This window comes from Collinsella sp. AF33-16, from assembly GCF_003475325.1.
Classification (GTDB): domain Bacteria; phylum Actinomycetota; class Coriobacteriia; order Coriobacteriales; family Coriobacteriaceae; genus Collinsella.
Genome location: NZ_QRQC01000006.1, coordinates 74,756 through 99,047 on the forward strand (window position 1 = coordinate 74,756; position 24,292 = coordinate 99,047).

22 protein-coding genes and 1 tRNA gene are annotated in these 24,292 nt (G+C 57.4%); 16 read left to right on the plus strand and 7 right to left on the minus strand.

Going from position 1 to position 24,292, the window contains the following annotated elements; translation table 11 throughout:
• Positions 1-64 precede the first annotated feature (64 nt).
• Positions 65-1,231: an SIS domain-containing protein gene (locus DWZ52_RS03530; protein ID WP_118384914.1), complete on the plus strand. Its 1,167-nt coding sequence runs from the start codon at positions 65-67 to the stop codon at positions 1,229-1,231.
• A gap of 118 nt (positions 1,232-1,349) precedes the next feature.
• The gene (gene nagA, locus DWZ52_RS03535) at positions 1,350-2,519 is read left to right on the plus strand and encodes an N-acetylglucosamine-6-phosphate deacetylase (RefSeq protein WP_022094606.1); all 1,170 of its coding nucleotides are present in this window, start codon (positions 1,350-1,352) and stop codon (positions 2,517-2,519) included.
• Positions 2,520-2,594: 75 nt separating this feature from the next.
• Here nagA and DWZ52_RS03540 read toward each other — a convergent pair whose 3' ends face one another.
• The gene (locus DWZ52_RS03540) at positions 2,595-3,179 is read right to left on the minus strand and encodes a flavodoxin domain-containing protein (RefSeq protein WP_233503118.1); all 585 of its coding nucleotides are present in this window, start codon (positions 3,177-3,179) and stop codon (positions 2,595-2,597) included.
• A 156-nt stretch (positions 3,180-3,335) separates the two neighbouring features.
• Here DWZ52_RS03540 and DWZ52_RS03545 point away from each other — a divergent pair, with 156 nt between their 5' ends.
• From DWZ52_RS03545 to DWZ52_RS03560, 3 genes are all read left to right on the plus strand, one after another.
• Positions 3,336-4,217, plus strand: a complete 882-nt coding sequence (locus tag DWZ52_RS03545; RefSeq protein ID WP_117736082.1) for an aldose 1-epimerase family protein — start codon at positions 3,336-3,338, stop codon at positions 4,215-4,217.
• Positions 4,218-4,276: 59 nt separating this feature from the next.
• Positions 4,277-5,212 (plus strand): hexose kinase, encoded by a 936-nt coding sequence (locus tag DWZ52_RS03550; RefSeq protein WP_118384915.1) that lies wholly within the window; start codon positions 4,277-4,279, stop codon positions 5,210-5,212.
• Between the two features lie 197 nt (positions 5,213-5,409).
• Positions 5,410-5,883, plus strand: a complete 474-nt coding sequence (locus DWZ52_RS03560; protein ID WP_117583557.1) for a YhcH/YjgK/YiaL family protein — start codon at positions 5,410-5,412, stop codon at positions 5,881-5,883.
• Between the two features lie 135 nt (positions 5,884-6,018).
• On the opposite strand, the gene DWZ52_RS03565 is transcribed toward DWZ52_RS03560, so the two are convergent.
• Together DWZ52_RS03565 and DWZ52_RS03570 are read right to left on the minus strand one after the other, a co-directional pair.
• On the minus strand, positions 6,019-6,384 hold the full coding sequence (locus DWZ52_RS03565) for a hypothetical protein (protein ID WP_118384916.1): 366 nt from the start codon (positions 6,382-6,384) through the stop codon (positions 6,019-6,021).
• Between the two features lie 14 nt (positions 6,385-6,398).
• The gene (locus DWZ52_RS03570; protein ID WP_117736086.1) at positions 6,399-6,908 is read right to left on the minus strand and encodes a hypothetical protein; all 510 of its coding nucleotides are present in this window, start codon (positions 6,906-6,908) and stop codon (positions 6,399-6,401) included.
• 712 nt (positions 6,909-7,620) lie between these two features.
• Between DWZ52_RS03570 and DWZ52_RS03575 the strand changes: the two genes are divergently transcribed.
• Positions 7,621-8,049: a hypothetical protein gene (locus DWZ52_RS03575; protein ID WP_118384917.1), complete on the plus strand. Its 429-nt coding sequence runs from the start codon at positions 7,621-7,623 to the stop codon at positions 8,047-8,049.
• A 361-nt stretch (positions 8,050-8,410) separates the two neighbouring features.
• Here DWZ52_RS03575 and DWZ52_RS03580 read toward each other — a convergent pair.
• A tRNA-Thr gene (locus DWZ52_RS03580) sits at positions 8,411-8,486 on the minus strand.
• Positions 8,487-8,643: 157 nt separating this feature from the next.
• Here DWZ52_RS03580 and DWZ52_RS03585 point away from each other — a divergent pair.
• Entirely contained in the window at positions 8,644-9,126 is a 483-nt protein-coding gene (locus tag DWZ52_RS03585; RefSeq protein ID WP_118384918.1) for a PTS sugar transporter subunit IIB, read from the plus strand.
• 454 nt (positions 9,127-9,580) lie between these two features.
• On the plus strand, positions 9,581-10,846 hold the full coding sequence (locus tag DWZ52_RS03590; RefSeq protein ID WP_158572406.1) for an ATP-binding protein: 1,266 nt from the start codon (positions 9,581-9,583) through the stop codon (positions 10,844-10,846).
• 194 nt (positions 10,847-11,040) lie between these two features.
• Here DWZ52_RS03590 and DWZ52_RS03595 read toward each other — a convergent pair whose 3' ends face one another.
• Entirely contained in the window at positions 11,041-12,093 is a 1,053-nt protein-coding gene (locus DWZ52_RS03595; protein WP_118384920.1) for an aldose epimerase family protein, read from the minus strand.
• A gap of 206 nt (positions 12,094-12,299) precedes the next feature.
• Between DWZ52_RS03595 and DWZ52_RS03600 the strand changes: the two genes are divergently transcribed.
• Positions 12,300-13,064, plus strand: a complete 765-nt coding sequence (locus DWZ52_RS03600) for a DeoR/GlpR family DNA-binding transcription regulator (RefSeq protein WP_233547254.1) — start codon at positions 12,300-12,302, stop codon at positions 13,062-13,064.
• 157 nt (positions 13,065-13,221) lie between these two features.
• Complete coding sequence (locus DWZ52_RS03605) at positions 13,222-14,592, plus strand: ATP-binding protein (RefSeq protein WP_117629883.1); 1,371 nt, start codon at positions 13,222-13,224, stop codon at positions 14,590-14,592.
• A 684-nt stretch (positions 14,593-15,276) separates the two neighbouring features.
• Here the strand turns inward: DWZ52_RS03605 and lacG are convergent.
• Together lacG and DWZ52_RS03615 are read right to left on the minus strand one after the other, a co-directional pair.
• Entirely contained in the window at positions 15,277-16,716 is a 1,440-nt protein-coding gene (gene lacG / locus DWZ52_RS03610) for a 6-phospho-beta-galactosidase (RefSeq protein ID WP_118384921.1), read from the minus strand.
• 66 nt (positions 16,717-16,782) lie between these two features.
• On the minus strand, positions 16,783-18,558 hold the full coding sequence (locus DWZ52_RS03615) for a lactose/cellobiose PTS transporter subunit IIB (protein ID WP_118384922.1): 1,776 nt from the start codon (positions 18,556-18,558) through the stop codon (positions 16,783-16,785).
• Positions 18,559-18,915: 357 nt separating this feature from the next.
• Here DWZ52_RS03615 and DWZ52_RS03620 point away from each other — a divergent pair, with 357 nt between their 5' ends.
• The 6 genes from DWZ52_RS03620 (at position 18,916) to DWZ52_RS03645 (ending at position 24,119) form a co-directional block, all read left to right on the plus strand.
• Positions 18,916-19,920 carry a LacI family DNA-binding transcriptional regulator gene (locus DWZ52_RS03620; RefSeq protein ID WP_118384923.1) on the plus strand — a complete coding sequence of 335 codons (1,005 nt, stop codon included), beginning with the start codon at positions 18,916-18,918 and terminating at the stop codon, positions 19,918-19,920.
• 214 nt (positions 19,921-20,134) lie between these two features.
• Positions 20,135-20,473: a PTS lactose/cellobiose transporter subunit IIA gene (locus tag DWZ52_RS03625; RefSeq protein WP_006234827.1), complete on the plus strand. Its 339-nt coding sequence runs from the start codon at positions 20,135-20,137 to the stop codon at positions 20,471-20,473.
• A gap of 286 nt (positions 20,474-20,759) precedes the next feature.
• Positions 20,760-21,773, plus strand: coding sequence for a hypothetical protein (locus tag DWZ52_RS03630; protein WP_118384924.1), 1,014 nt, complete (start codon positions 20,760-20,762; stop codon positions 21,771-21,773).
• A 307-nt stretch (positions 21,774-22,080) separates the two neighbouring features.
• Positions 22,081-22,509 carry a galactose-6-phosphate isomerase subunit LacA gene (gene lacA / locus DWZ52_RS03635; RefSeq protein ID WP_118384925.1) on the plus strand — a complete coding sequence of 143 codons (429 nt, stop codon included), beginning with the start codon at positions 22,081-22,083 and terminating at the stop codon, positions 22,507-22,509.
• A gap of 63 nt (positions 22,510-22,572) precedes the next feature.
• A complete protein-coding gene (gene lacB / locus DWZ52_RS03640; RefSeq protein WP_006234831.1) occupies positions 22,573-23,097 on the plus strand; it encodes a galactose-6-phosphate isomerase subunit LacB in 525 nt (174 codons plus the stop codon).
• An 86-nt stretch (positions 23,098-23,183) separates the two neighbouring features.
• On the plus strand, positions 23,184-24,119 hold the full coding sequence (locus tag DWZ52_RS03645; protein WP_117648448.1) for a hexose kinase: 936 nt from the start codon (positions 23,184-23,186) through the stop codon (positions 24,117-24,119).
• The last annotated feature ends 173 nt before the right edge of the window (positions 24,120-24,292 follow it).

A 24,292-nucleotide genomic window follows, 5' to 3' on the forward strand; every position in this document is an offset into this window, starting at 1 on the left:
CAGATAACCAACCGAAGTGTATAATTGCACGTCAGAGGATTACTTCTAGAGAGAGGTATTAGAAATGTTCGAGAAGAGTGTCGAGGAGCTCACCGAGCTCGGCGCCCAGATTACCACGGCCGAGATTGCTCAGCAGCCCGAGCTTTGGCGTGATACGCTCAACATCTATCGCGAGAACAAGGAGGCCATCGAGGCCTTTCTGGCCGAGGCTCGCGCTATGGGCGAGGGCCGTCTGTCCGTTGTCTTCACCGGTGCCGGTACGTCCGACTACGTTGGCGATACCTGCGCCCCGTACCTGCGTCACGCTGGCAACACTGATCTCTACGACTTTAAGCCCATCGCCACGACCGACATCGTGAGCGCTCCGCGCGACTTCCTGCGCGCCGAGGATCCCACGCTCGTGGTTTCCTTTGCCCGCTCTGGCAACAGCCCCGAGAGCCTTGCCGCCGTTGCCGTCGCCAAGGAGCTCGTCCACAACGTCAAGTTCCTCAACATCACCTGCGCTCCCGAGGGCAAGCTTGCCGTCGAGTCCGCCGATGATCCCAATGCGCTGACGCTGCTCATCCCGCGCGCCAACGACAAGGGCTTCGCCATGACCGGTTCCTACACCTGCATGACCCTGCTCTCCACCCTTATTTTCGACACTGCCTCTGACGAGCAGAAGGCCGAGTGGGTCGAGACCATCGCCAAGATGGGCGAGGAGGTTATCGCTCGCGAGTCCGAGGTTGCCGATTACCTCGCTGGCGACTTCAACCGCGTGACCTACTTGGGTTCTGGCTCCTTCGGTGGCCTTGCCCAGGAGAGCCAGCTCAAGATCCTCGAGCTCGCTCACGGTCTGGTCGCTACTTCCTACGACACCTCCATGGGCTATCGTCACGGACCTAAGTCCTTCGTCGACGATAAGACGCTCGTCTTCGTGTTCGTCAACAACGACGTCTACACCCGTCAGTACGACATCGACATCCTCAACGAGATCGGTGGCGACAAGATCGCTCAGCACACCGTTGCCGTTCAGCAGGATGGCGCTACCGTCTATGAGGGTGAGTCCTTTACCTTTAAGGGCTACGAGGCGCTTCCCGAGGGCTACCTTGCCCTGCCGTTCGTGATGTTTGCCCAGGCTATCAGCCTGCTCAACTCCGTGCGCGTGGGCAACACGCCCGATACGCCGAGCCCCACCGGCACGGTCAACCGCGTGGTCAAGGGCGTGACGATTCACCCCTTCACCGCTTAATCGCGTCCCCCTGTAAGGGCGCCCGTCCGCTCATAACGGCGGGCGGGCGCTTTTTGTTTTTACATGGACCGGGTATAAGCATCACCACAGTCAACTGCTTTAGAAGCAAGGAGTGCATATGAGCACGTACGCAATTAAGGCTGACAAGTTCTTCTTGCCGGCAGGCCCGCAACTGGGCGGCTATCTTATGGTCGAGGATGGCGTCTTTGGCGCCTGGCAGGCCGACGAGCCCTCTTGCGAGATTAAGGACTACACGGGATCGTGGATCGCACCGGGTATGGTCGATACTCACATCCATGGCTTCTACAACCACTCAACTACCGATAACGATCCCGAGGGCATTGATATCAGCTCGACCGAGCTCGCCCGTCGCGGTACCACCAGCTGGCTGCCCACGACGTTCACCGATGGCGTTGAGCAGATCAAGGACGCCTGCGCCGCTATCGCCCAGGCGGACGAGGGTCGCGGCCCCGACTTCTGCGGTGCTCGCATTCAGGGCATCTACCTGGAGGGCCCCTTCTTTACCATGAAGCACGTGGGCGCGCAGAACCCCGCTTACCTGATCGATCCCTCCGAGGAGGTCTTCGACCAGTGGCAGGAGGCTGCTGGCGGACGTATCGTCAAGAGCGCCATGGCGGCCGAGCGCGACGGCGCCGCTGCTTATGCGGCTGCTCTGAACGCCAAGGGTGTGGTGACCAGCATCGGTCACTCCGACGCCACCTACGATGAGTGCATCGCCGCCATCAACGCCGGTGCCAGCTGCTTTACGCATACCTATAACGGCCAGCGCGGGCTGCATCACCGTGAGCCCGGTGTTGTGGGTGCTGCCATGTCCACGCCCGAGACCTACGCCGAGATCATCTGTGACGGCAAGCACGTAAACCCTGCCGCCATCAAGGCGCTGCTGCAGGCCAAGGGCTGGCAGCATACGGTGCTCATCACCGACTGCCTGGGCTGCGGCGGCATGCCCGAGGGCAGCTACACCAGTGGCGGCATGGATGTCATCATGAAGGACAACCTGTGCTGGCTCGCCGACGGCAAGAGCATTGCCGGCTCGGTGCTTACGCTTGCCCAGGGCGTCAAGAACATCGTCGACTGGGGCATCGCCAGCGCCGATATCGCCATTCGCATGGCAACCGAGGTGCCGGCTCGCTCTGCGCACATCGAGGACAAGTGTGGCAGCATCATGCCGGGTCGCGACGCCGACTTTGTCGTGTTCGACCACGAGCTCACCCTCGTCGAGACGTATGTTGGCGGTCAGAGCGTCGGTAACGCCTTTACCGAGTAACGATAGAAAAAGACGGCGGGCCCGAATCTGCTCGGACCCGCCGTATGGGTTAAACGCTCAAAAGCACCTTTACAGTTACAGCTTGTTAGCGATCTTCTTTGCCGTGCGCTTAACGCCGGCCACCAGGCCTCCTGCAGGATGCTCCTTTTCGTAGGCTAGACGCTTCTCGCGCTTGGCATACTCTTCGACGATGATGTCGCCATACTCGTCTTCGATCTTGTCGAAGAAGTCGACGGCGCCCTTAATTTCCTCAGCGTTCGGGTGCCCCTTTTGGACACCGCCGGTGAGTTTGAACGGCCCCCACGTATCAAAGCCGGGGCAGCCGTAGACGCCCATAAAGATGGCCTGCCTCATGCGGCAGATGCCATCGATATCCTTGCCGTACCACTTGTTTTTGCCACCGTAGGTCATAAGGCCAAACACCTTGTCCTGCGGCTGCAGCACGTTCGTGAGCACGCGTGCCATGTCCTTGTCGATCTCGGAGTAATAGATGCCCGTGGCGACACCGATCAGATGATATTCGTGCAGGTTGGGATACTCGTTTTTGCCGAGCGCCTTGACGTCGAGGGTATCGATTTCGGGGTGCGCCTCGACGATGGCGTCCACGAGCTTTTTCGTATTGCCGTGGTGGCGTGAGGCATAAAGGATGATGGTTCGCATAAGAAGGCCTTTCAGCTGTAATTGCATCAATGTCTGTATGGTACCCCGTTGCATGGCTGGGATACCGGACGCATCGATGAACGTGCGGGTTTGTCCTTTGGTCAGGGCCGAGACGGGTTCTTGCGAGCAAAAAGCAGTTGTTCGAAAGGATGGACAATGGAATACGCTCTCTCCAACGATTCGATTTCTATCAAGGTCTCCACGGCCGGCGGCTCGTTTACCTCGATTGAGGCTGGAGGTCGCGAGTACCTGTGGCAGGGTGATCCCGCCGTGTGGTCCGGCCAGGCACCGATTTGCTTCCCGATTTGCGGAGGCCTGCGTGATGGCAGCGCCATGACGTTTGCCGGGCATCATGTGAAGCTCGCTCGCCACGGGTTTGCGCGCAAACAGGAGTGGAAGCTGCTGAGCCAGAGCGAGAACGAGCTGGCGATGTGCCTGGCTTCGGAGGATAACGCCGCGCTGCTGAGCGATTATCCGTACCCGTTTAAGCTTGTCGCTCGTTATGCGCTTGAGGGGGATACCGTGCGCGTCTCCTATGAGGTGACCAACGAGGGCACCGAGGACATGCCGTTCTTTATCGGTGGACACCCCGGCTTTAGGTGCCCGCTCGACGAGGGCGAGGCCTATACGGACTACGAGCTGCGCTTTGAGAAGGACGAGGCTGCGGAGCTCTGCACCGCCGTTCCTTCGACTGGCTTGATTGATGTGGCAAACCGCTCCAAGAACCCCATGGTGGGGAAGACGTTGCCCCTGTCGCACGAGCTCTTCGATTTTGCGGAGACCATCTTTGACGTACTCGAGAGTCGTCAGGTCACGCTTTCCAAAAAGGGCGAGGACAAGGGCGTTCGCCTGAGCTTCGAGGGCTTTCCGTACCTCATCGTGTGGAGTAAGCCCGAGGGCGATTTTGTGGCAGTTGAGCCCTGGGGCGGCCTTTCGACCTGCTCCGATGAGGATGACGTGCTTGAGCATAAGCGCGGCTGCCTTGTCGCCAAGCCCAAGGAGACCGTCGTTCGCTCGTTCACGATTGAAATTCTGTAATTCCGTTTTGTCGACTCGTATCGCGAGGCACTAGGAGCCTGCGAGATAAGGAGCTAAAAATGATCCTCACCGTTACGATGAACCCGTCTGTCGATACGCGCTATCAGCTCGATGAGCTCGTTATCGACGACGTCAACCGTGTGACGCCCGAAAAGACCGCCGGCGGCAAGGGCCTCAACGTGGCCCGTGTGCTGGGTCAGCTGGGCGACGACGTCGTGGCAACCGGTCTGCTCGGCGGCCACATGGGCGCTTACATGGCTGAGCTCATGGACGCCAACGGTATTAACAACGACTTTGTGCCCATCAAGGGCGAGACCCGCATCTGCCTCAATATCCTTCATGCCGGCAACCAGACCGAGCTGCTCGAGAGCGGCCCGACAATTGCCCCCGAGGAGCTCGATGCCTTTACCGCCAAGTTTACCGAGCTTGCGAGCAAGGCCGACGTCGTCACCATCTCGGGTTCGCTGCCCCGTGGTGTCGAGGCAGACTACTATGCCAAGATCACGGGCATTGCCGAGAACGCCGGTGCCAAGGTGCTGCTCGATACCTCGGGTGCTTCGCTCGAGGCCGCCCTTAAGTCCGAAATTAAGCCCGAGCTGGTCAAGCCTAACCTGGCCGAGATCAACGGCCTTTTGGGTACGAGCTTTACCACCGACGATGTGGACGAGCTCCGCGCCGCGCTAGCCTCTGATACCCGCTTCTCCGATATCCCCTGGGTCGTCGTGTCCATGGGCGCTGCCGGCTCCGTTGGCTTCCACAATGGCCGTGCGTTCCGCGCAAAGACGCCCGATATCCCTGCCGTTAACGCCACGGGCTCTGGTGACTCCACTATCGCTGGCTTCGCGCATGCCATTGCTGCTGGCGCGGACGACGAGACGGTGCTGCGTACCGCCAACACCTGCGGCAAGCTCAATGCCATGGATCCCATGACCGGCCATCTGGTCATGGACCGTTGGGACGAGGTCTACAACGGCGTTGTCGTGACCGAGCTGTAAAAGCCTGAGCGTCGGCCCCGGCATTGCTTGCTAGCTCATGTCGACGACAAGTGCGGTAGCATTATGCTGGGGCGCGACGCTGAGTTTGTCGTGTTCAATCCCGACCTTACCCTGGTCGAGGCGTATGTGGGTGGCAACAGCGTCGGTAACGCGTTTGCCGAGTAGCCGCCAAAGAAGCGATCCGAGAGGGGATTTAGATGATTTACGGTGCATTGGGCGATATCGAGGAGTACCGCGGAATGCTCAAGGGCCTCGACGTGCTGATCGACTGGCTCGAGGAGAACGACCCGGCAGAGCTCGAGGTCGGCAGCCATCCGATTCTGGGCGACAAGGTCTATGCGAACGTCATGGCTCCCACGACGCGTCCCGAGGCCGAGGCTCACTATGAGACGCATCAGCGCTATCACGACCTGCAGATCGACGTCGAGGGTCGCGAGGCCTTTAAGGTCGCCACGGGCAGCCTGACGCTGGTTCAGGAGTTTGACGAGAAGGACGACTACGATCTGGTCGATTCCGACGCTTCGATCGCCGGCGATCTTGCCGACGACAAGTTTGCGCTGTTCGTTGCCGGCGAGCCTCACATGCCCACGCTCGAGTTCCCGGGCGATGGCGCACAACCGATCAAGAAGATCTGCTTTAAGTTGCTTGCCGACGCCTACTGGGAGGAGTAGCGAGCTGCTCGGCTGAGCTGTTCGTCTGATGGCGTGATTCCCCTAGGGAAATCACGCTAGGACCCCGCCAAACGTGCTTTCCCTAGGGGAATCACGTTTGGCGGGGTTTTCGGTTTTTGAATAGGGAAGCCTCATTTATTTGCGAAGAACATCGGCTAGCCGCAGGATTGAAATCATCGACCGATAAGTGAGTTCCACTTTTTCGCCCGCAAGCAGTCGTTTCGAGCCAATCTCATCTAGCCCCACAAGCCGAGAAAACAGCGGGCCGCTCATCGTGCCATCGTCAATTGATCCCCTTATGGTCTTCAAAACGTCCGTATCATGAAGCGATGCCGAGCTGTAGGGGGCAACACGAGCGGAACTCTCAATTAACGACGAGACAAAAGGATGGAGATGCTTTGGACATAGTCCATCAAACACCACATCCCCATTGTCGTTCGAGCCGACCAGGCGCCAAGTATAATGATCGACCCAGTCATCTCCGTCATATATGGCGTCCATGAGCAACTTCCCGTCTAGAGAGAGAAACCTATTTGGACGTCGGGGCGCAAGACCGCAATCCATATCGGACCTGCAGCAGCTCCAACCCAACGAACCACATAGGTTCCCTTTCGTACATGTGTATCAATCTGCCCCGAAATGCCGGTGAATGCAATTCCAGACCCGTTTGTCGGATAGCAATCGACGTATTTTTGTTTTCCGCTCACAACCTTGTATAGATATATCGTTCCAGCAAAAGAGAAGGGATCGTTCGCAATTTTGTCCGGAAGAACTTGCCACCTCAAAATCCCGCTACCAATATGGTCAAGCTTGACCGTTCCGCCGTCCCCCTCAAAAGTGGCAAGGGGATTTACCCCAGACTGAGAGTCGGCATCGCCCTCCTTAGCAGTTATCAGCAGGCTGCCCGTATAAGACTGCTGAGGCTCACCTTCAGGACAGGCAGCCTCGGCCCAAGAAGGGCCACTCAGGCAGAACAGTCCGAGCAGCATCATTACCAACAAAAGAAAACCCTTAGTTCTTTTCATCTATATCCCCAACGTCTCTCGACATTTGTATATTGTGACTATTTTAGATCTATATGGCCAATTCGAGCCCCCAATAAGGCGATTATTGCAGCTAGGTTATATTTCATTTTTCTCTTTGGTAAATCGTCGGCTCCAACCACCAAACCCGAAGTCCACCGAGTGGGCGAAAGTAAAAGAGGGTCGAACCAGAAGCAGTTCCCGGACAATTGGCGTCCGGCCAGACACTTCGGTTCGACCCTTTCTTTCAGGATTCTGTAACAGCTGATTGAATTGCAGCGCGCTAGGGCAGGACAGTTCAAAGCTAGCGAGGCGTGTCGCCGCGAGTGTAATCGCCGCGACCGACGACGCGGTCGTCCAGCTGCCTCGACACAGCGCCACCGCTGTGCGTCTGGCCCACGGCGCGACAGAAGGAGACACTGTTGGGGCCGATGGGCTAAGACCGTTGCTGACCAAGTGCCATTAGCGGCCATTGGCACATGTCAAGCCAGACTGATTCTGTGGGTATAGGGCGGCATTTCACTGAGGTCGGAAACTCCCGCAACCATTGATTGATTTCGACATGTTCGAAATTCATATTACGCATATGGGTAACAATCATATATAGGATCTCTCAAGTAACCTAAGTAACCGAACCAGGGCAGAAAGGCGCACAAGCAAGCCGCGACGAACAGCTTCTTCCGCATTTCTTTAGGCAAGCGAAAAGAGGGATGACATGATAGGCAAGAGTTATGCAAAGATAGCGGCTGTTGGCCTTGCGATCGGTCTTGCAATGGCGCTGTGCGCATCATTCGCGAAGTATAGGTCCGAGCAATCGTTTATCGATGGCGCTGAAAATGGGTTTGGCATAGACGGGATGTATGTCAACGATGGCGCGACCAGGCCGTCTATGGCGATTCTTGCAGGCGAAGACATGGAATGGCAAATCTGTAATGGCGATGGCTCTTGCATGAGTGGTCGTTTGGCCGCAACGAGCGATCCGAATTCGTTCGATCTTCTCGACGATGATGGAGCGGATTGCGGTTCTGTTCACCTTTCATATGCATCGCGAGACGGGATGGACGGCATTCTCTACGTCTCCCACGAAACTGGCGATTTCAAGATGCGCAGGACTAACCGGGCGCCGGCTTTTATCGAGGAGTGAGAGTTCCCGGCGGCCTGCCGATCAGGCCGCCGGGGTATCGAACCCCGCATCCATCCGTATGAAGTTGATAATCGAGGAAACAAGGCCGTCCCAGGCAGGATGGCTTTGGTCTTTAAAGGCCGGGTTTTACCCTAGCCCAAAATGGCCAGAATGGTCACCAGAGGAAGAGCGACGATCATAAGACGGAACTCGGACATAGCGACCACCTCCCCGAAAACTCGGGCGGGCGCGATTCAAATCAAACGTGGCGGGGTTTCTGTTTTTGAGTAGGGGAGCTGTCGACGTGGTGATGCTTGGGTTGGCGCATGCGCACTCAAAATCGGCAACAAAAAAGCCGCCCGAAGGCGGCTATCTTGTGCAATGGAGCCAGCGACCGGGCTCGAACCGGTGACCCCCGCTTTACGAGAGCGGTGCTCTACCAACTGAGCTACGCTGGCGGCCATGTGGTGACGCAACTGAGGCGTCAACGGCTGTCTATGATACGGGACATCGCAAATCCGCGCAAGGGTTCTGGCGGCTTTTCTCACTTTAAATGCACTAATATTGGAAACGCGATGTCTTGCACTTACGGGTCTCAAACAGAATGGGGCTGCCATGGCTCAACCCAGGATCCTTCTTACACGTATCGATGACCGTTTCATTTACGGGCAAGACGTTGAGCTGTGGAACGAGGCTGTGGGTTCCAACCTCGTCCTGATCGTTAACGACGAGATTGCGGCGGATTCGCGCAAGTGGGCGCCTATGAGGGTCGCGGCGCCCGAGGGCGTGTGGACGCGGTTTTTCTCGGTGCAAAGGACCATCGACATCATTCATACCGCAACGCCGCGTCAATGGATTCTGATTATGGTGGCCTCACCCGCTGATGCGCTCGCGCTGGTTAAGGGTGGTGTGCCAATAACCAAGATCAGCATTGGCCATATGCAGGCAGGGGAGGGCAAGCGCTCTGTAACGCCCGCAGTCGCCATAGGCGATGCAGACGTCGCTGCTCTCAGAGAGCTACAAAAGCTCGGCGTAGAACTAGAAATCCGCTATCTCCCCAGCTCCGACCCCGATCCCATCGAGAACCTGCTCGCGTGATTACCTGGGGGCGGAGGAAAACGGATCGTATTTTCCCGTGGAGGAGCGGCGAGATGCCCTCGGCCAGGAATTGGGGCCATCTACTACTTTTGGTCGCTTACCTCGAAGCACGATGAAAATCGCAATATTAAAACTGCAGGTAGCGAACGTGCGATTTTTGAAAATAGGGGCGTATGGTCAGGGGTGCGGGAGTAAAAGTAGTAGATGGGCGCAATCTGTAGCGCGCCGATTTCAGGCATGTTGGCACATGTGTCGGAGCTATGAAAAGAGTGTCCCTTTCGACTAGTCTTTTAGAACGTCAATGACTGCACCACAGCTTAAGCCGTTCGCAAAAATGGCTCCTAAATCTGTTTCGTTAATTGAATTGCGTAAATATGGTTAATCAGAGAACCGAAATTTGGTTAAATGTAAACTGTAAATTAGGTTAAACGCGCTGGTAGCAATGGTGATAAATATGCCAAAAAAGTACTACACCAGAATTGTCGAAAATGAGCTCGACCAGCTGCTGGGTATATTCGGTGCCGTTCTCATCGAAGGACCGAAATGGTGTGGAAAGACGACCACGGCCGAGACCCGTGCGGCGTCCAGGCTCCTTCTCATGGACCCGTCGCGCAACTTCGAGAATCGCTTACGCGCCGAGACGGATCCGGCTCTTGCCGTTTCCGGCGAGGTGCCGCGGCTGATCGACGAATGGCAGGAGGTTCCGAAACTTTGGGACGCGGCACGGTTTGAGTGCGACAACCGCGGCGGCGAGCCTGGCCAGTTCATATTTACGGGGTCGGCGACACCGCGAGACGACGAACGTCCGATGCACAGTGGCGCTGGAAGATTCGCCAAACTGCGCATGGACACCATGACGCTTTTCGAACTTGGGAAATCTAGCGGCGCGGTTAAGCTGTCGGGCATTATTTCTGGCGAAAAGTTCAATGGAGCTTTCGGGTCGTTGGATTCTGCCTCGATTGCCGAGTGCGTTGTCCGTGGTGGATGGCCCGCGGCGGTCGGTCGCGATGCGCTGGCTGCGTCGGCGATGGCGAAACGTTACATCGGCATAGTCGCCGAAGAAGATGTGTCTCGTGTTGATGGCTCTCGACGCGACCCTGAGAAGGTCAAAGCCGTCATCGAATCGCTTGCGCGCAATGAATCCACTTTGGCGTCACTCAAGACGCTCGTAGCCGATCTTGGCGGAGAGGTGTCGAGACAGACGGCGGCATCATATATATCTCTTCTTGCTCGGGTTAGTTTCGTTCGCGATATTCCCGCGTGGAACCCTGCAATGAGATCTCCGGTGCATTTAAGAGACTCAAAGAAGCATCACCTCGCCGACCCGTCGCTGGCGGCCGCCGCACTCGGGGCGACCCCGGAGACACTACTGCTAGATTTCAAGACGCTCGGACTGCTTTTTGAATCGCTGGTGCTTCACGATTTGTGGGTTTATGCGCGAGCAAACGGAATGGGCCTCTATCACTATCATGATTCTCGCGATCTAGAAGTCGATGCGGTCATTGCGGCTCCCGGCGGAACGTGGATTCCGGTCGAAGTTAAACTCAGCTCTGCTCAAATCGAAGAGGCGTCTGACAGCCTTGTTGCTGTCGAGAAACGCATGGTTGCCGCCGGAAACAACCCGCCGGTTTCGAAAGTCGTGATCATCGGGTTTGGTTCGCAAGCCTATGTTACCGAGCGTGGCGTCCAAGTTGTTCCGCTGGATGTTCTCGCGCCGTAACGCGACGGTCGAAGCGGGACGGACGCCACCATTGCGCGCGAGGACACGGCATCATCGATGATGCGGCGGCCACATTCGGCAAAGAGTGTCCCCAACGACTAGTCGTTTAGGAACGTCCCCAATGACTAGGTAGAAAAACGCCCGCTGGCGGTGGTGCCGGCGGGCGCTGCTGTGCGATATGTCGCGTTGCGGGCTTAGTGCCTCATAAAGTGGTACTCGATCACATTGCTGTAGGGATGGCCCGGGCCCACAATGCCCTGCGGGAACAGCGGCTGGTGCGGCGTGTCGGGGTACATCTCTGCCTCGAGGGCAAAGCCGGCGCCCCAGCCATAGTTGGCATCGTCCTTGGCGTGCTCGTCGCCCAGCCAGTTGCCGGTGTAGAGCTGCACACCCGGGGCGGTGGTGTAGTAGTCCAGCTCACGGCCGGTCCACATCTCCTCGACGTGCATCGCGCGGCGCAGATTACGGCCATACTGATAGCCATCGATGCACAGACAGTGATCGTAGCCACGGGCGTGCTTAATCTGCGGATCGTCGGCCTCCATGCCAGGCGCGACGGGGCGCAGCTCGCGAAAGTCAAACGGCGTGCCCTCGACCGGAGCGATCTCGCCGGTGGGGATGTTCTTCTCGTTAATGGGCAGGTAGTGAGCAGCATTAGCAACAAAGAAGTGCTCGCAGTCCATGCCGGCGTTATGGCCGGCAAGGTTAAAGTACGTGTGGTTGGTCATGGACACGTACGTGGCGCAGTCGCTCTCGCAGCCATACTCGATACGAAAGGCGCCGGTGCGCGTCACGGTAAACACGGCCGTAAAGGTGCGGTTACCGGGGAGACCCAGCTCGCCATCCTCAAGCGAGGTGGTCATGCGCACGGCGTTGTGGACCTCGTCGAGCTCAACATCCCACACGCGCTTGTGCAGGCCATGCTCAAGATCGCTGTGCAGGTTATTGGCGCCCTCGTTGGCGGGCAGATGCCAGTCTGTGCCATCGATGGTGATCGTGGCACCCGCAGTGCGGTTTGCCACGGGGCCGATGGTTGCGCCAAAGCAGGCGGGGTTGTCAAAGTAATCCTCGAGCTTATCGAAGCCTAGCACCACATCTCGCACGTTGCCGGGAATGTCGGGCACATCGATACCCAGCACGGTGGCGCCATAGTCCATAATGCGAACGCAGATCTCGGGCCCGTTGAGGGTGTAACGATGAACGGGGGTACCGCACGGCGCGGTGCCGAAAAGCTCGGAAGTGATCATTTGGTTCCTAACATCGAGGTATTTCCGACAAACTGTAGCGCGAACAGGCGAGATTATCACTACACCCCACTAAAGCTGGGGGTATTTTTCTCAAAAAAGTGATGATTGGAGCTGCGCGGGCGTTCATTTTTGACGCGTACGAGTCTGATACAATTTGTTCGTTACTGTTTGAATGATATGCGCGCAAAGAACGGCGAGGATTCATCGTGATTAAGGCAGAGCGACAGGATAAGGTTCGTCAGCTGCTCGAGGAGCAGGGCACGGTCTCGGTCAAAGAGATTTCGGATGCGCTGGGCGTATCGGACATGACAATCCGCCGCGACCTCGAAGAACTTGCGAGCCTAGGAGAGATCGAGCGCGTGCATGGCGGAGCCCGCAGTGCACAGGGCCGTCCCCACGCTATGTTGCGCCATGAGTATTCGCACAGCGAAAAGCGCACTAAGCATGCCGAGGAAAAGCTGCAGATCGCACGCCGTGCCGTGGAGCTTATCGAGGAAGGCTCGACCATCTTCTTGGGTACGGGCACCACGGTTGAGCAGATGGCTTCGATGCTGCCGGCGTTTCGCCTGCGCATTGTGACCAATTCGCTTTCGGTGTTTAACTTGCTCGAGGCGCGCGAAGACTGCGAGCTGTGCCTCGTGGGCGGCATGTATCGCCGCCGCACCGCCGCCTTTGTGGGGCCCATGGCCGAGGATACCCTGCGCGCGCTGGGAATCGACGCAGCCTATATCGGCGCCAACGGCATTTTGAACGGCGACGTGTCCACGTCTAACATGGAAGAGGGCCGCATCCAGCAGCTCGCCTTTAGCAAGGCCGACTCGCGCTATCTGATCGCCGACTCCAGCAAGATCGGCAAGCGCGACTTCTACACCTTCTGCCGCCTGGACAATTTGGACGCTGTGGTGTGCGAGCCGGATATTGCCGACGAGGACCGCGCCGCCATCGAGGAGCACACGCAGGTCATTTGCTAGCGAGTGCCGCGGGAGATATTGCGTGTTTCGGCCATTGCAATGGTCGGTATTTTTGTAGCTATAAGCTCATTTAAAGCTCGGTATTTTTGTATTATTAGATATATCTGAAGGTCGGTATTTTTGTAAACTAGCACGTAAATTATGCTGAGGTGAGATTATGTTTAAACGGAAGGCATATGATCGTCTGCAGGAGTGGAAAGAACGCTCGCAAGGGCGCACTGCGGTGCTTATTGAGGGTGCAAGACGCGTTGGCAAAACGACGCTCGTCAAGTGCTTCGCGCAAAATGAATACAAGGATTATCTGTACATTGACTTTTCGGCTGCTAGCAAAGCCACGCTCGATATATTTCTGAACCATCGTGAAGATGTCGATCTTTTTTTACGCATGCTTCAGCTGCAGTATGGTAAGGCCCTCGAACCGAGAGAGTCGCTGGTCATTTTTGATGAAGTGCAGCGGTTTCCCATCGCGCGCGAATACATAAAGCATCTTGTAGAAGACGGCAGATTTGATTACATCGAGACAGGCTCTCTTGTCTCCATCAAAAAGAATGTCGATAGCATTGTCATACCGTCAGAGGAAGAAAGAATCCCTCTCGAGCCCCTCGATTTTGAGGAGTATCTTTGGGCGACCGGAAAAGATCTTTATGCAGAAGAGATCCGTAAAGCGCGCGAATCTCGGACCGCGCTTCCGGACGGCGTTCATGCGACGTGCATGAGATTATTTGATGAGTATATGCTTGTCGGTGGTATGCCTCAGTCGGTCGACTCCTTTGTGGCAGAGAATGATTTTAGAGGATGCGACAGGGTTAAACGGCAGATTATCGCACTGTACAGGGAGGACATTGCCAAGTTTGGAGGTTCGGACGCTAGACGTGCGCGGGCGGTTTATGACGATATTCCGGGTCAATTATCTGCGGCAAATAAACGGTTCAAATTTGACAGCTTGGAGAAGGGGTCCCGTTTTGAGACATATGAGTCGGCGTTAATCTGGCTTGAGGATGCGCGACTGATTAACCGTTGCTATTTATGCAGTGATCCGAGCGTGGGTTACCGCCTGCACGAGGACGCGTCTTCGCTTAAATGCTATATGGCGGACACGGGATTGCTCGTGAGCTTGGCGTTTGATGATGGTCCGGACCTTATGGATGTTCATAGAGACATTCAATTTGGAAGAATTTCAATTAATAAAGGAATGCTAATCGAGAACATCGTGGCGCAGCAGCTTAAGAGTCTGGGGCATTCGCTTTTTTATTACAGCTGGCAGGAGCCTTCCAAAACAGAGGGGAGTCGGCCCAGAACGCGTGAAATTGATTTTCTTGTTTCGCGCGGCTTTGAAGACGCGGCTGGAAAACCGCGGGTCACTCCTGTTGAAGTTAAATCTTCCAAATCGTATTCAACAATCTCGCTTGACGATTTCGGCAGACGATTCGAACGACGAGTCGGAGAAGAGATAGTTCTTCACCCAAAACAGCTCAGGGCTGAAGGGCATAGGATATATCTACCTCTGTATATGACGATCTTTATCTGATCGACGGCATGCGGTCCTGTGGCTCATTGAACCGCAGGACCGTGTATCGTTGGGGGTTTATTGTGATAATGCGCGCAAGCTAAGCCGGGGATCGAGTTTTCGGGATATGTCGGTGAAGTTCCGTCACCGCGGACTGGGTGTCCGTGCGCCCGACGAGGTCGTTGCGTGCCTAGAAGCCCCGAGCTCCAGAAGCCGTACGCTTGTTTCAGGCGTGCTGGTCGAATGCTCCAGCGTGAAAGACCTACGGGTGTAGCTTGCTCGGCCTGTTTGTCTCGATCTGTAACAGCTAGGACTGAAAAACTCGGCTACGTGTTACAGGTTGAGATTTTTCGGCTAGGTCTAATCTATTCATCTCGATCTGTAACAGGTGGGGGCGAAATAACCGGCTAACTGTTATAGATTGAGATTGAGAGGATTGGCCGGTACGTTTGTCTCAATCTGTAACAGGTAGACGCCCAAAACCGGGTTTAGTGTTACAGATTGAGACAATTCGGGCTGGTCGGTCCCTTTCATCTCAATCTGTAACAGTTGGGACTGAAAAGCTCGGCTGGATGTTACAGATCGAGACAAACGGCTTCCGACCTGCACAAAAAGACCGGGAGCGGCGCGCCGTGTGACGTGCCGCCCCCGGCTGAGGAATGGGGGCAGGTTGTGTGAGCGGGGCATCTCGCTAGTCGCAAGTCGCTAGTCCAGACGACGGGTCTGCGCCACGTGCTTGTACCAGTAGGCGCTTGCCTTGGGCGTGCGCTTTTGGGTCTCAAAGTCCACGTAGAAGAAGCCGTAGCGCTTGTTGTAGCCGTTGGTCCAGGAGAACTGGTCCTGCAGGCTCCACAGGAAGTAGCCGCCCACGTTGACGCCCACTTCCATGGCCTTGAGCAGCCAGCGCAGGTGCTGCTCGATGTAGTCGATGCGCGGCTGGTCGTCCACAAAACCGTCCTTGTAGGGGTCCTTGTAGCCCATACCGTTCTCGGTGATGAAGATCTGCTTGTAGTTGGGGTAGCGCTGCTTAATGTAGACGAGCAGATCGAACAGACCCTCGGGATAGATGATCCAGTCCCAGTCGGTGGTGGGGATGCCAGGCTTGTTCACATGCTCGCCAATACCCTTGACGCGCCAGCGGCCGGTGCCCTTCTCGCCCGTACCATTGTGGTGCAGGTCGTTCTCGCCGTCGTAAGCCTTCAAGAAACGGCACTGGTAGTTGTTAACGCCTAGGTAGTCGTTGTAGAGCGCGGCCTCGCGCATGATTTCCAGATCCTCGTCTAGGATCTCGATGGTGCCGCCCGAGACGGCAGCCAGGCGGTTGGCGCACTCGATGGTGTCGGGCGCGTAGTCGCCGCGGAAGGTGGCGTCGAGCAAAAACTGGTTTTGCAGCACGTGCTCGTTGTTGGCGGCCTTGATGTCGGCGGGGTCGTTCTCGTTGAGCGGGTACTTAAACTCCAGCGACTGAATGACGCCGATTTTGCCCTTAAAGCCGCCGTTGTGGAAGGCCAGCACTGCCTTGGCGTGGGCGAGCATCATGTTGTGCTCGCACTGGAAGGCCTCGGCCAGATGAGCTTTGACGCCGCCGGGGAAGGTACCCTCGATGTAGGTGTTGGAGGCGTCGGCCCAGATCTCGTTAAAGGTGAACCAGTAGGTCACCTGGTCGGCGTACTCCTTAAAGCAGAAGGTGGCAAAGTCCACAAAGGCATCGATGGTCTCGCGGTTGAGGAAGTCGCCCTTCTCAAAGAGGGGAAGCGGCGTGTCAAAGTGATGCAGCGTGACGAACGGCTCAACATGGTGCTTATGGCACTCGGCGAAGAGATCGTGGTAGAACTGGACGCCCTCGGGGTTGATTTCGCCGGTGCCGTTGGGGAAGATGCGGCTCCAGGCAATGGAGAGGCGAATGCCGTTGATGCCAAACTCCTCGCACAGCTCCAGATCGACGGGGTACTGGTTGTAGAAGTCCGAAGCGGGATCGGGGGAGAAACGGCCTTGGGCTTCCAGAAAGTCGTCCCAGGCAACCTTGCCCTTACCGTGAGTGCGGGTCTCGCCCTCTACCTGGTAGGCAGCAGTGGCGCCGCCAAAGACAAAGTCCTCGGGAAACTGCGCAGGCGGATTGGTGACGCTAGCAGGATTAACGGACATGATGATCCAATCGTCTAAATCGAAGGGCCAGCCGGTCTTGGATGGTCGGCTGGCCCTAGGCGTTACTTACTTCGAAAGCTGCTCGGAGACGAAGGCGAGAGACTTGTCGCCGTTCTGGGAGAGCTCAATGTACTGCTTACCGCGGCAGGCGACGCATTTGTTGCCCACGCGCTCGCAGTCTTTCTGCAGGTCGGCCAGGTAGCTTGCGGCCTGCGGGGCCAGGACGACCAGGTCAAAGTCGGGGAGCATGTCCACGTGGTTGCCATATGCCTCGGCAGCGGTCTCAAGATTGATGCCGCGCTCCTTGGCAGCCTTGGCCAGCGCGTTGGCGAGCAGACCCGAGGTTCCGCCGCCCTGGCAGAGCACGAGCACGCGCTTGCCGTTGAGGTCGCTGGCGGTCGTTGCCTCGGCAGCGGGTGCTGCAGAAGTGGCAGGGGAGTCGACCTTCACGGCCTCGGCAGCAGCGCCGGCGGCAACGCTCTTGGCGTCAGCCTTGCCCTGGAAGGCATCGTTGAGCTTGGCGGCCTTCTCGGCGTTCTTGGCGGCGAGCTCCTCCTGGGAGATCTCGGCCTCCTCGGCGCACTTCTGGGCGTCATAGGCACGGAAGAACGGGTAGTACAGGACAAAGTCGACGACCAGGATGAGGGCGAGCATCACAAAGGCGAGCGGCTGGAAGCCCAAGCCCATGATGGTGCCGATGGGGCCGGGAACGGTCCAGGGCAGGGTGTACATAAAGCCGTTCATGCCCAAGAAGTCGATAAAGATCTTGAGGATCCAGATGTTGGCGATCGGGGCAAAGACAAACGGGACAAAGAAGACGGGGTTGAGCACGATGGGCGCGGCGAACAGCAGCGGCTCGTTGACAGCAAAGCAGACCGGGACGATGGCGGCCTTGCCGACGGCGCGCATTTCCTGAGACTTGGCCAGGAAGCAGAACATAAAGACCAGGACGAGCGTGGCACCGGTGCCGCCCATGCAGACGACGAAGTACTGGGCACCCTGGGTCAGGACAGCGGAAGCGTGCTGGCCGGCCTGGAACGCAGCCAGGTTGTCGGTCATGTTGGCAACGAGAGCGGCGGCGATGGCGGGCTCGACGATCGAGGGGCCGTGGACGCCGACGAACCAGAAGAGGCTCATGGCGCCGTAGATCACAGCGAGGCCAATGTAGCCGTCGGCAGCGGTGAACAGGGGCTGGAACACTTGGATGACGCCCTGGGCAAAGCAGAAGCCAAAGGCAGCGCGGAAGACGATGTCAAAGACCCAAAAGACGGTGATGCAGACGGAGAAGGGGATGATGTCCTTAAAGGTCTGCGAGATGTTGGGCGGAACCTGCTCGGGCATCTTGACGGTGATGTTGCGCTTGATGAAGAACTTATAGATGATGCCGGTCACAAACGCAGCGATAAAGGCGGTCAGCAGGCCTTTGGAACCAAGGTAGGTGGTGTTGAAGCCGCTGGCGGCGTCCGTGGCGATCGTATCGCTCGAAAGGAGCAGGAAGCCGATGATGGCTGCGCACATGCACGAGATGAAGTTGATCTGGTTGTTCTTGGGCAGGTCGCGGTTCTGAGCGTCGGCGAAGTGCTTGGCGGTGGTGGCGGCGCAGGCGATGGCCAGGATGCCCATGGAGTAGTTGTAGCACTTCCACAGGGCGTTGTTGATGTCATCGGGCCAATAGAAACCCCAGATGTTGGGGACCGAGGCTACCAGGCAGAAGATGGACGAGAAGATGATGATGGGGATGACGGAGATAAAGCCGTCGCGGATCGCCTTGAGGTACTTGTTGCGGGCGATCGCGTTGAAAAAGGGCTGGCCCTTTTCGATGATGGCGATGAGTTGCTCCATGCAATGCTCCTAAGAGTCGGTGGGTTAGCAACGATGGTAGCTTTTGGCGTTCGGTTGCCAAAATGTTGACGTTGCCATTTTGCGGCACAAAAAAAGACGCGAATCGGGGGTTCCTGTACCTGCGAACCGTCGATTCCTTACGCGTAAACGTTTGAGCCGCCCGGTGGCTCTGTGTTTGCACAATGGCAACGTTAACATTTGGTCGACAAAAGCCGTTCGGGGAAGCGGGATTGTCGGTGAACGGTAGGTTTTGGGTGGTGAGCGTATCGTTGGAGAGACGTTGGATATACTTAAATGTGTTTAAAATGACTGTGCAGGATGCCGTCAATGGCATCGTTGACATAGAAAGATTGACCTATGGCCGCTGTTAAAAAATCGGTTTCCGTTAAGGATGTGGCGCGCCTCGCGGGCGTCTCGGAACAGACGGTCTCGCGCACCGTGCACGATTCGCCCAGCGTTCGCCCCGAGACCAAGGAGCGGGTGCGCGCCGCCATGCGTGAGCTGGGGTATCGCCCCAATTTTGCCGGCCGGTCACTGCGCCGCGGCAAGTTCAAGACGGTCGGCGTCGCCATGTTCAACATTACCGGCACCGGCAACCTCGACCGTATGGAGGGTTTTGCCGCCGCTGCCGACAAACACGGCTATGCCATCACCCTTACTAAAGTAGACGGACACCCCTATACCCTCGAGAGCGCATCGTCGCGCATGAGCGCACTGCCGGTGGACGGCATGGTTGTGATTATGAACCGCATGCCGGCGGACTTTGGCACCTTTGAGCCGCTGCCCGGCATGCAGACGGTGCTCGTTACCATGTTGGAGCACCCGCTGTGCTCGACGGTCGATAACGACCAGTTCGATTGCTCGCGCCAGGTTGTCGAGTACTTGCTGGGGCAGGGGCACAAGACCGTGCACTTTATATCGTGCCCCGAGCGCTCGCTTTCGGGCATGCAGCGCGAGGAGGGCTGGCGTGAGACATTGCGCGCGCATGGTATTGAGCCGCCGCGATTCATTCGTGGCGATTGGACGGCGCAGAGCGGCTATGCTGCCGGTCAGGCTCTGGCGGACGATCCGACCTGCACGGCCATCTATGCCTCCAACGATGCCATGGCCTACGGCTGCATTCGCGGGCTCGAGTCGCGCGGAAAGCGCGTGCCCGAGGACGTGAGCGTGGTGGGTGTCGATGACAGCCTGGGCGACATCGTGCCCGATCGTCGCCTGACCACGGTGCGCTTTGATAACAAGCGTGTCGGCATGTGGGCGGTCGACAAGATCGCCGGCGCCGAGGGAGTTTCGCCTGGCGTGGAACACATGCTGTTTCCGGGCGTGCTCGTCGAGGGCGATACGGTGCGCGATGTACGCTAGGGTGCAGACCTGTTTGGGTTGCCGCTAATAGTGTTTGATATTGTTCGAATTGGTTAAAAAACCGTTCACGGGCAAATATCGACCGTTTATAGCTCAAAATTACGTTTTGCATTGTTCTTTTTTGTTTGAATGTTAATGTTTCTGTCATACACAACGCAGCGCGTATGCCCGGACGCGATGCTCTCCATTGGTTCATATGTGAAAGGAACGCAATATGGCAACCAAAGAAGAAATCTCGATGGTTGGATTCGAGATTGTCGCATACGCGGGCGACGCCCAGACCGATCTGCTTGCAGCACTCGATGCTGCTCGCGAGGGTGATTTTGAGAAGGCCGAGCAGCTGCACAAGGATGCCAGCGATGCGCTCATCGGCGCTCACGACACGCAGACCAAGCTGCTGTCGCAGGAGGCCGGCGGTGGCGAGATGGAGATGACCTTCATCATGGCTCACGCCCAGGACACCCTCATGACCACCATGATTCTGGAGAAGCAGACCCGCTTTACCATCGATGCCTACAAGCGCATTGCCGAGCTCGAGGCCAAGCTCGCCTAACGAGCTCTCACAACCAAGTCCCCTTTCAAAAGCTCTGCCGCAAACTCGCGACAGGGCTTTTCTGTCCTCCTCCAAGTTGCGGTGGAATAGGGATTGAATAGGGGCCGGCGGGCGCAAAACAATCCCTATTTCACCGCAACTCATCCCGTGATAGTCATTGGGGACGTTCTTAAACGACTAGTCATTGGGGACAGTCTTGGTGCGCTCCGTTCGTCCTGCCGTTCGGTTTTTTGCTCGGTGGGTATACTTCCCTTCGCATTAAACGCCGGACTGAGGAGGTATCCAAATGCCGGATAACGGGTCAATACAAAAAAGAGACGCGCACGAGGTAGCTCATGGGCGTTCTGTCCAGATAACCGAGCACACGACAGTAACCGAGCTGCAGCCCAGCCTGTCCGATGTCGTGTGCGCAAACAAAAAGCTGCAGATTGGCTTTATCGTTGCGCTCGTGGTACTGGCGCTGCTGTCGGGCTTTGTCGCGCGCCCGCATTTTGCCGACACCAAGACCTGGGACTCCACCATCGAGGTTATCGATCAAAAGAAGGGCAACGTTTTGGCGCTCACGACCTCGTGCGTTGCCCTATCTGCGGGTATTACGGCGCTGCCGGGCGATACGGGAACGCCGGTTGCCGAGCAGCTCGCGCAGCTTTCGGGTAACTTGGGCATCGTGCTTGCCGTGCTCTACCTCGAGAAATACCTGCTGACCATTTTATGGTCGGTTGGCCTGGGCATCCTGATCCCGTTTGCGTTGGTGCTCTTTGCGGTGTCGCTCGGCATTCACGGGCGCTGGAGCACGAGCGCCGTCCTACGCCGCGTGGCGACTCGCGTGCTGGTGGTCGCCGTGATCGGCATGGCGTTGGTGCCTGCAAGCGTATGGGTGTCGCAAAAGGTCGACGAAACGTATCGAGTGAGCATCGAGCAGGCCGAGCAAAAGGCGGCCGACGCTGCGGACGCGGCAGATGCCGATAGCTCAAAAACAAGCAAGAAAAAGTCCGAGGCCACAGAGTCCAAGAACGTGCTTGAGCAGCTTGCCGACGGCGCCTCGGGTCTTGTCACGTCGGTGACCAGCGGCGCCAAGCAGATGACCGACGAGATCGTGCAACAGGTGACCGATCTTATCGAAGGCGTCATCGTGATGATCGTGACCTCGTGTGTGATCCCATTGCTGGTGCTCGCGGCGTTTCTGTGGCTAGGACACGTGCTACTGGGGATCGATATCTCTGTCCCAGCGAACTATTTGACGGGTCGTTTTCTGAGCGCTCCGTCCAAACATGCCAAGAAGAGTGGGCAGTCTGAGTAGACGGCAAAGCGTTCTTTGGAAGATCAACCGTAAGAAGGGCGGCCGAGACACGTTCTCGGCCGCCCTTTTGTTTGTTGAACACGTGGTCGCTACGTCCGCGCCGGGCCCAAGCGGTCAGCAATCATCCGTGAATGGTATTTGTTCAAAAAAGAACAAAGACAAACAAATAGTTGTTGCAGTAAATGTTCGAATGTGTTCAAATAAACATTAACAGTGAAGAACCGCACATTCAGATGCCCGGACCTGAACGCGATTCAACACTTCCAAACAGAAACTACGCACCTGCGTATCTCTCAAGGAGGATGTCATGAGGGTTGTAATCGCTTCCGATGCCGACGGTATGTCGATGAAGGAGTCCATCAAGGAGATGCTCATCGCCGACGGTCACGAGGTCGTCGACTATTCCGAGACCCCTGCCGCGGACTTTGTCGATTCCTCGACCGCCGTTGCCAAGGACCTGCTGGAGCACAAGGATTCCCAGGGCTTCGCATTCGATAAGTACGGCGTCGGCTCCTATATGGCCGCCGTCAAGATCAAGGGCATGGTCGTCGCCAACATTTCCGATGAGCGTTCCGCCTACATGACCCGCGAGCACAACGGCTCGCGCATGGTCACCATGGGCCCGGGCGTCGTGGGCACCGAGGTCGCCAAGAAGATCGCCCGCGAGTTCCTGCGCGCCCAGTACGCCGGCGGCCGTCACCAGATCCGTGTCGACATGCTCAACAAGATGGCCTAACGAGAGCCACCGAGAACTCGAACTTCTACCTCAACTTGTGAATTCAGACGAAAGGACGTTCTGATGAAGAAGACCATCGCAATCGGTTGCGACCATATCGTTACGGACGAGAAGATCTATCTGGCCGACCGCCTGGAACAGGCTGGCTACAAGGTGCTCGACTGCGGCACCTACAGCCACACCCGTACGCACTATCCCATCTACGGTAAGGCCGTGGGCGAGGCTGTTGCCAGCGGCAAGGCCGACTTTGGCGTGGCCCTGTGCGGCACCGGCATCGGCATCACCAACGCCGTCAACAAGGTTCCCGGCGCTCGCTGCGCCCTGGTCCGCGACATGACCTCTGCCCTGTATGCCCGCCGCGAGCTCAACGCCAACATCGTGGGCTTTGGCGGCAAGATCACCGGCGAGTTCCTGATGGCCGACATCATGCTTGCCTTCCTTGAGGAGCCCTACGAGAAGACTCCCGAGCACGACGCCCTGATCGCCAAGATCGACGCCTGCAACAAGGCCGACGCCGAGGCTCAGGCTGACCCGCACTTCTTTGACGAGTTCCTCGAGAAGTGGGACCGCGGCGAATACCATGACTAGCGGGTATCCGGCGTAATTAACTAGTCCGTTGACGGCTCGCGTTTCTGTGAGGGGACGCGGGCCGGTTTTCTAAACAGGAGTCCAACATGATTCTGACCGTTACTATGAACCCGTCGATTGATACGCGCTATCAGCTCGACAAGCTGGTCATCGACGATGTTAACCGTGTGACGCCCGAAAAGACCGCTGGCGGCAAGGGCCTCAACGTGAGCCGCGTGCTGCTGCAACTGGGAGACGACGTGCTCGCGACTGGTCTGCTTGGCGGCCACATGGGTGCCTATATGGCCGAGCTTATGGATGCCGACGGCGTCAAGAACGACTTTGTGCCCATCGCCGGTGAGACGCGCATTTGCCTGAATATTCTGCACGAGGGTAATCAGACCGAGCTGCTGGAGAGCGGCCCGCAGATCGCCCCGGCCGAGCTCGAGGCCTTTACGGCCAAGTTCGCCGAACTCGCGGCGAAGGCGGACGTTGTGACGCTTTCGGGCTCGCTGCCGCGTGGCGTCGATGCCGGCTACTATGCCGAGCTCGTCAAGATCGCCGAGGAGGCGGGCGCCAAGGTGCTGCTCGACACCTCGGGTGCATCGCTGGAGGCCGCGCTGGAGTCCGACGCTAAGCCTGAGCTCGTAAAACCCAACCTGACCGAGATTAACGGCCTGCTGGGTACGTCCTTTACGACCGATGATGTCGATGCCCTGCGCGAGGCGCTTGCCGCCGATGACCGTTTTGCCGGTATTCCCTGGGTTGTCGTTTCGATGGGCGCTGCCGGTTCGGTAGGCTTCCATGAAGGTCGCGCGTTCCGCGCCAAGACGCCCGCGATTGCGGCTGTGAACGCAACGGGTTCCGGCGACTCGACCATCGCCGGTTTTGCGCATGCCATTGCTGCTGGTGCCGACGACGTCACGGTGCTCAAGACCGCCAATACCTGCGGTAAGCTCAACGCCATGGATCCCAAGACCGGCCACCTGGTCATGGATCGCTGGGACGAGATCTACAGCAACGTTGAGGTCGTAGAGTTGTAGCGGTTGCGACTCCTAATAGAATGAGCGTGGATAATCTCCTGCTTTTGGTGCCCATGCGAGCTCAAAGTGGGAGATTTTCCACGCTCGAGTCATTAGTCGTTGGGTGTTCCTATAGTTTTGTCAACCTTCGACGCTACTCCCGGTAGGGCACCCGGTCGCGCATCACGGCGTAT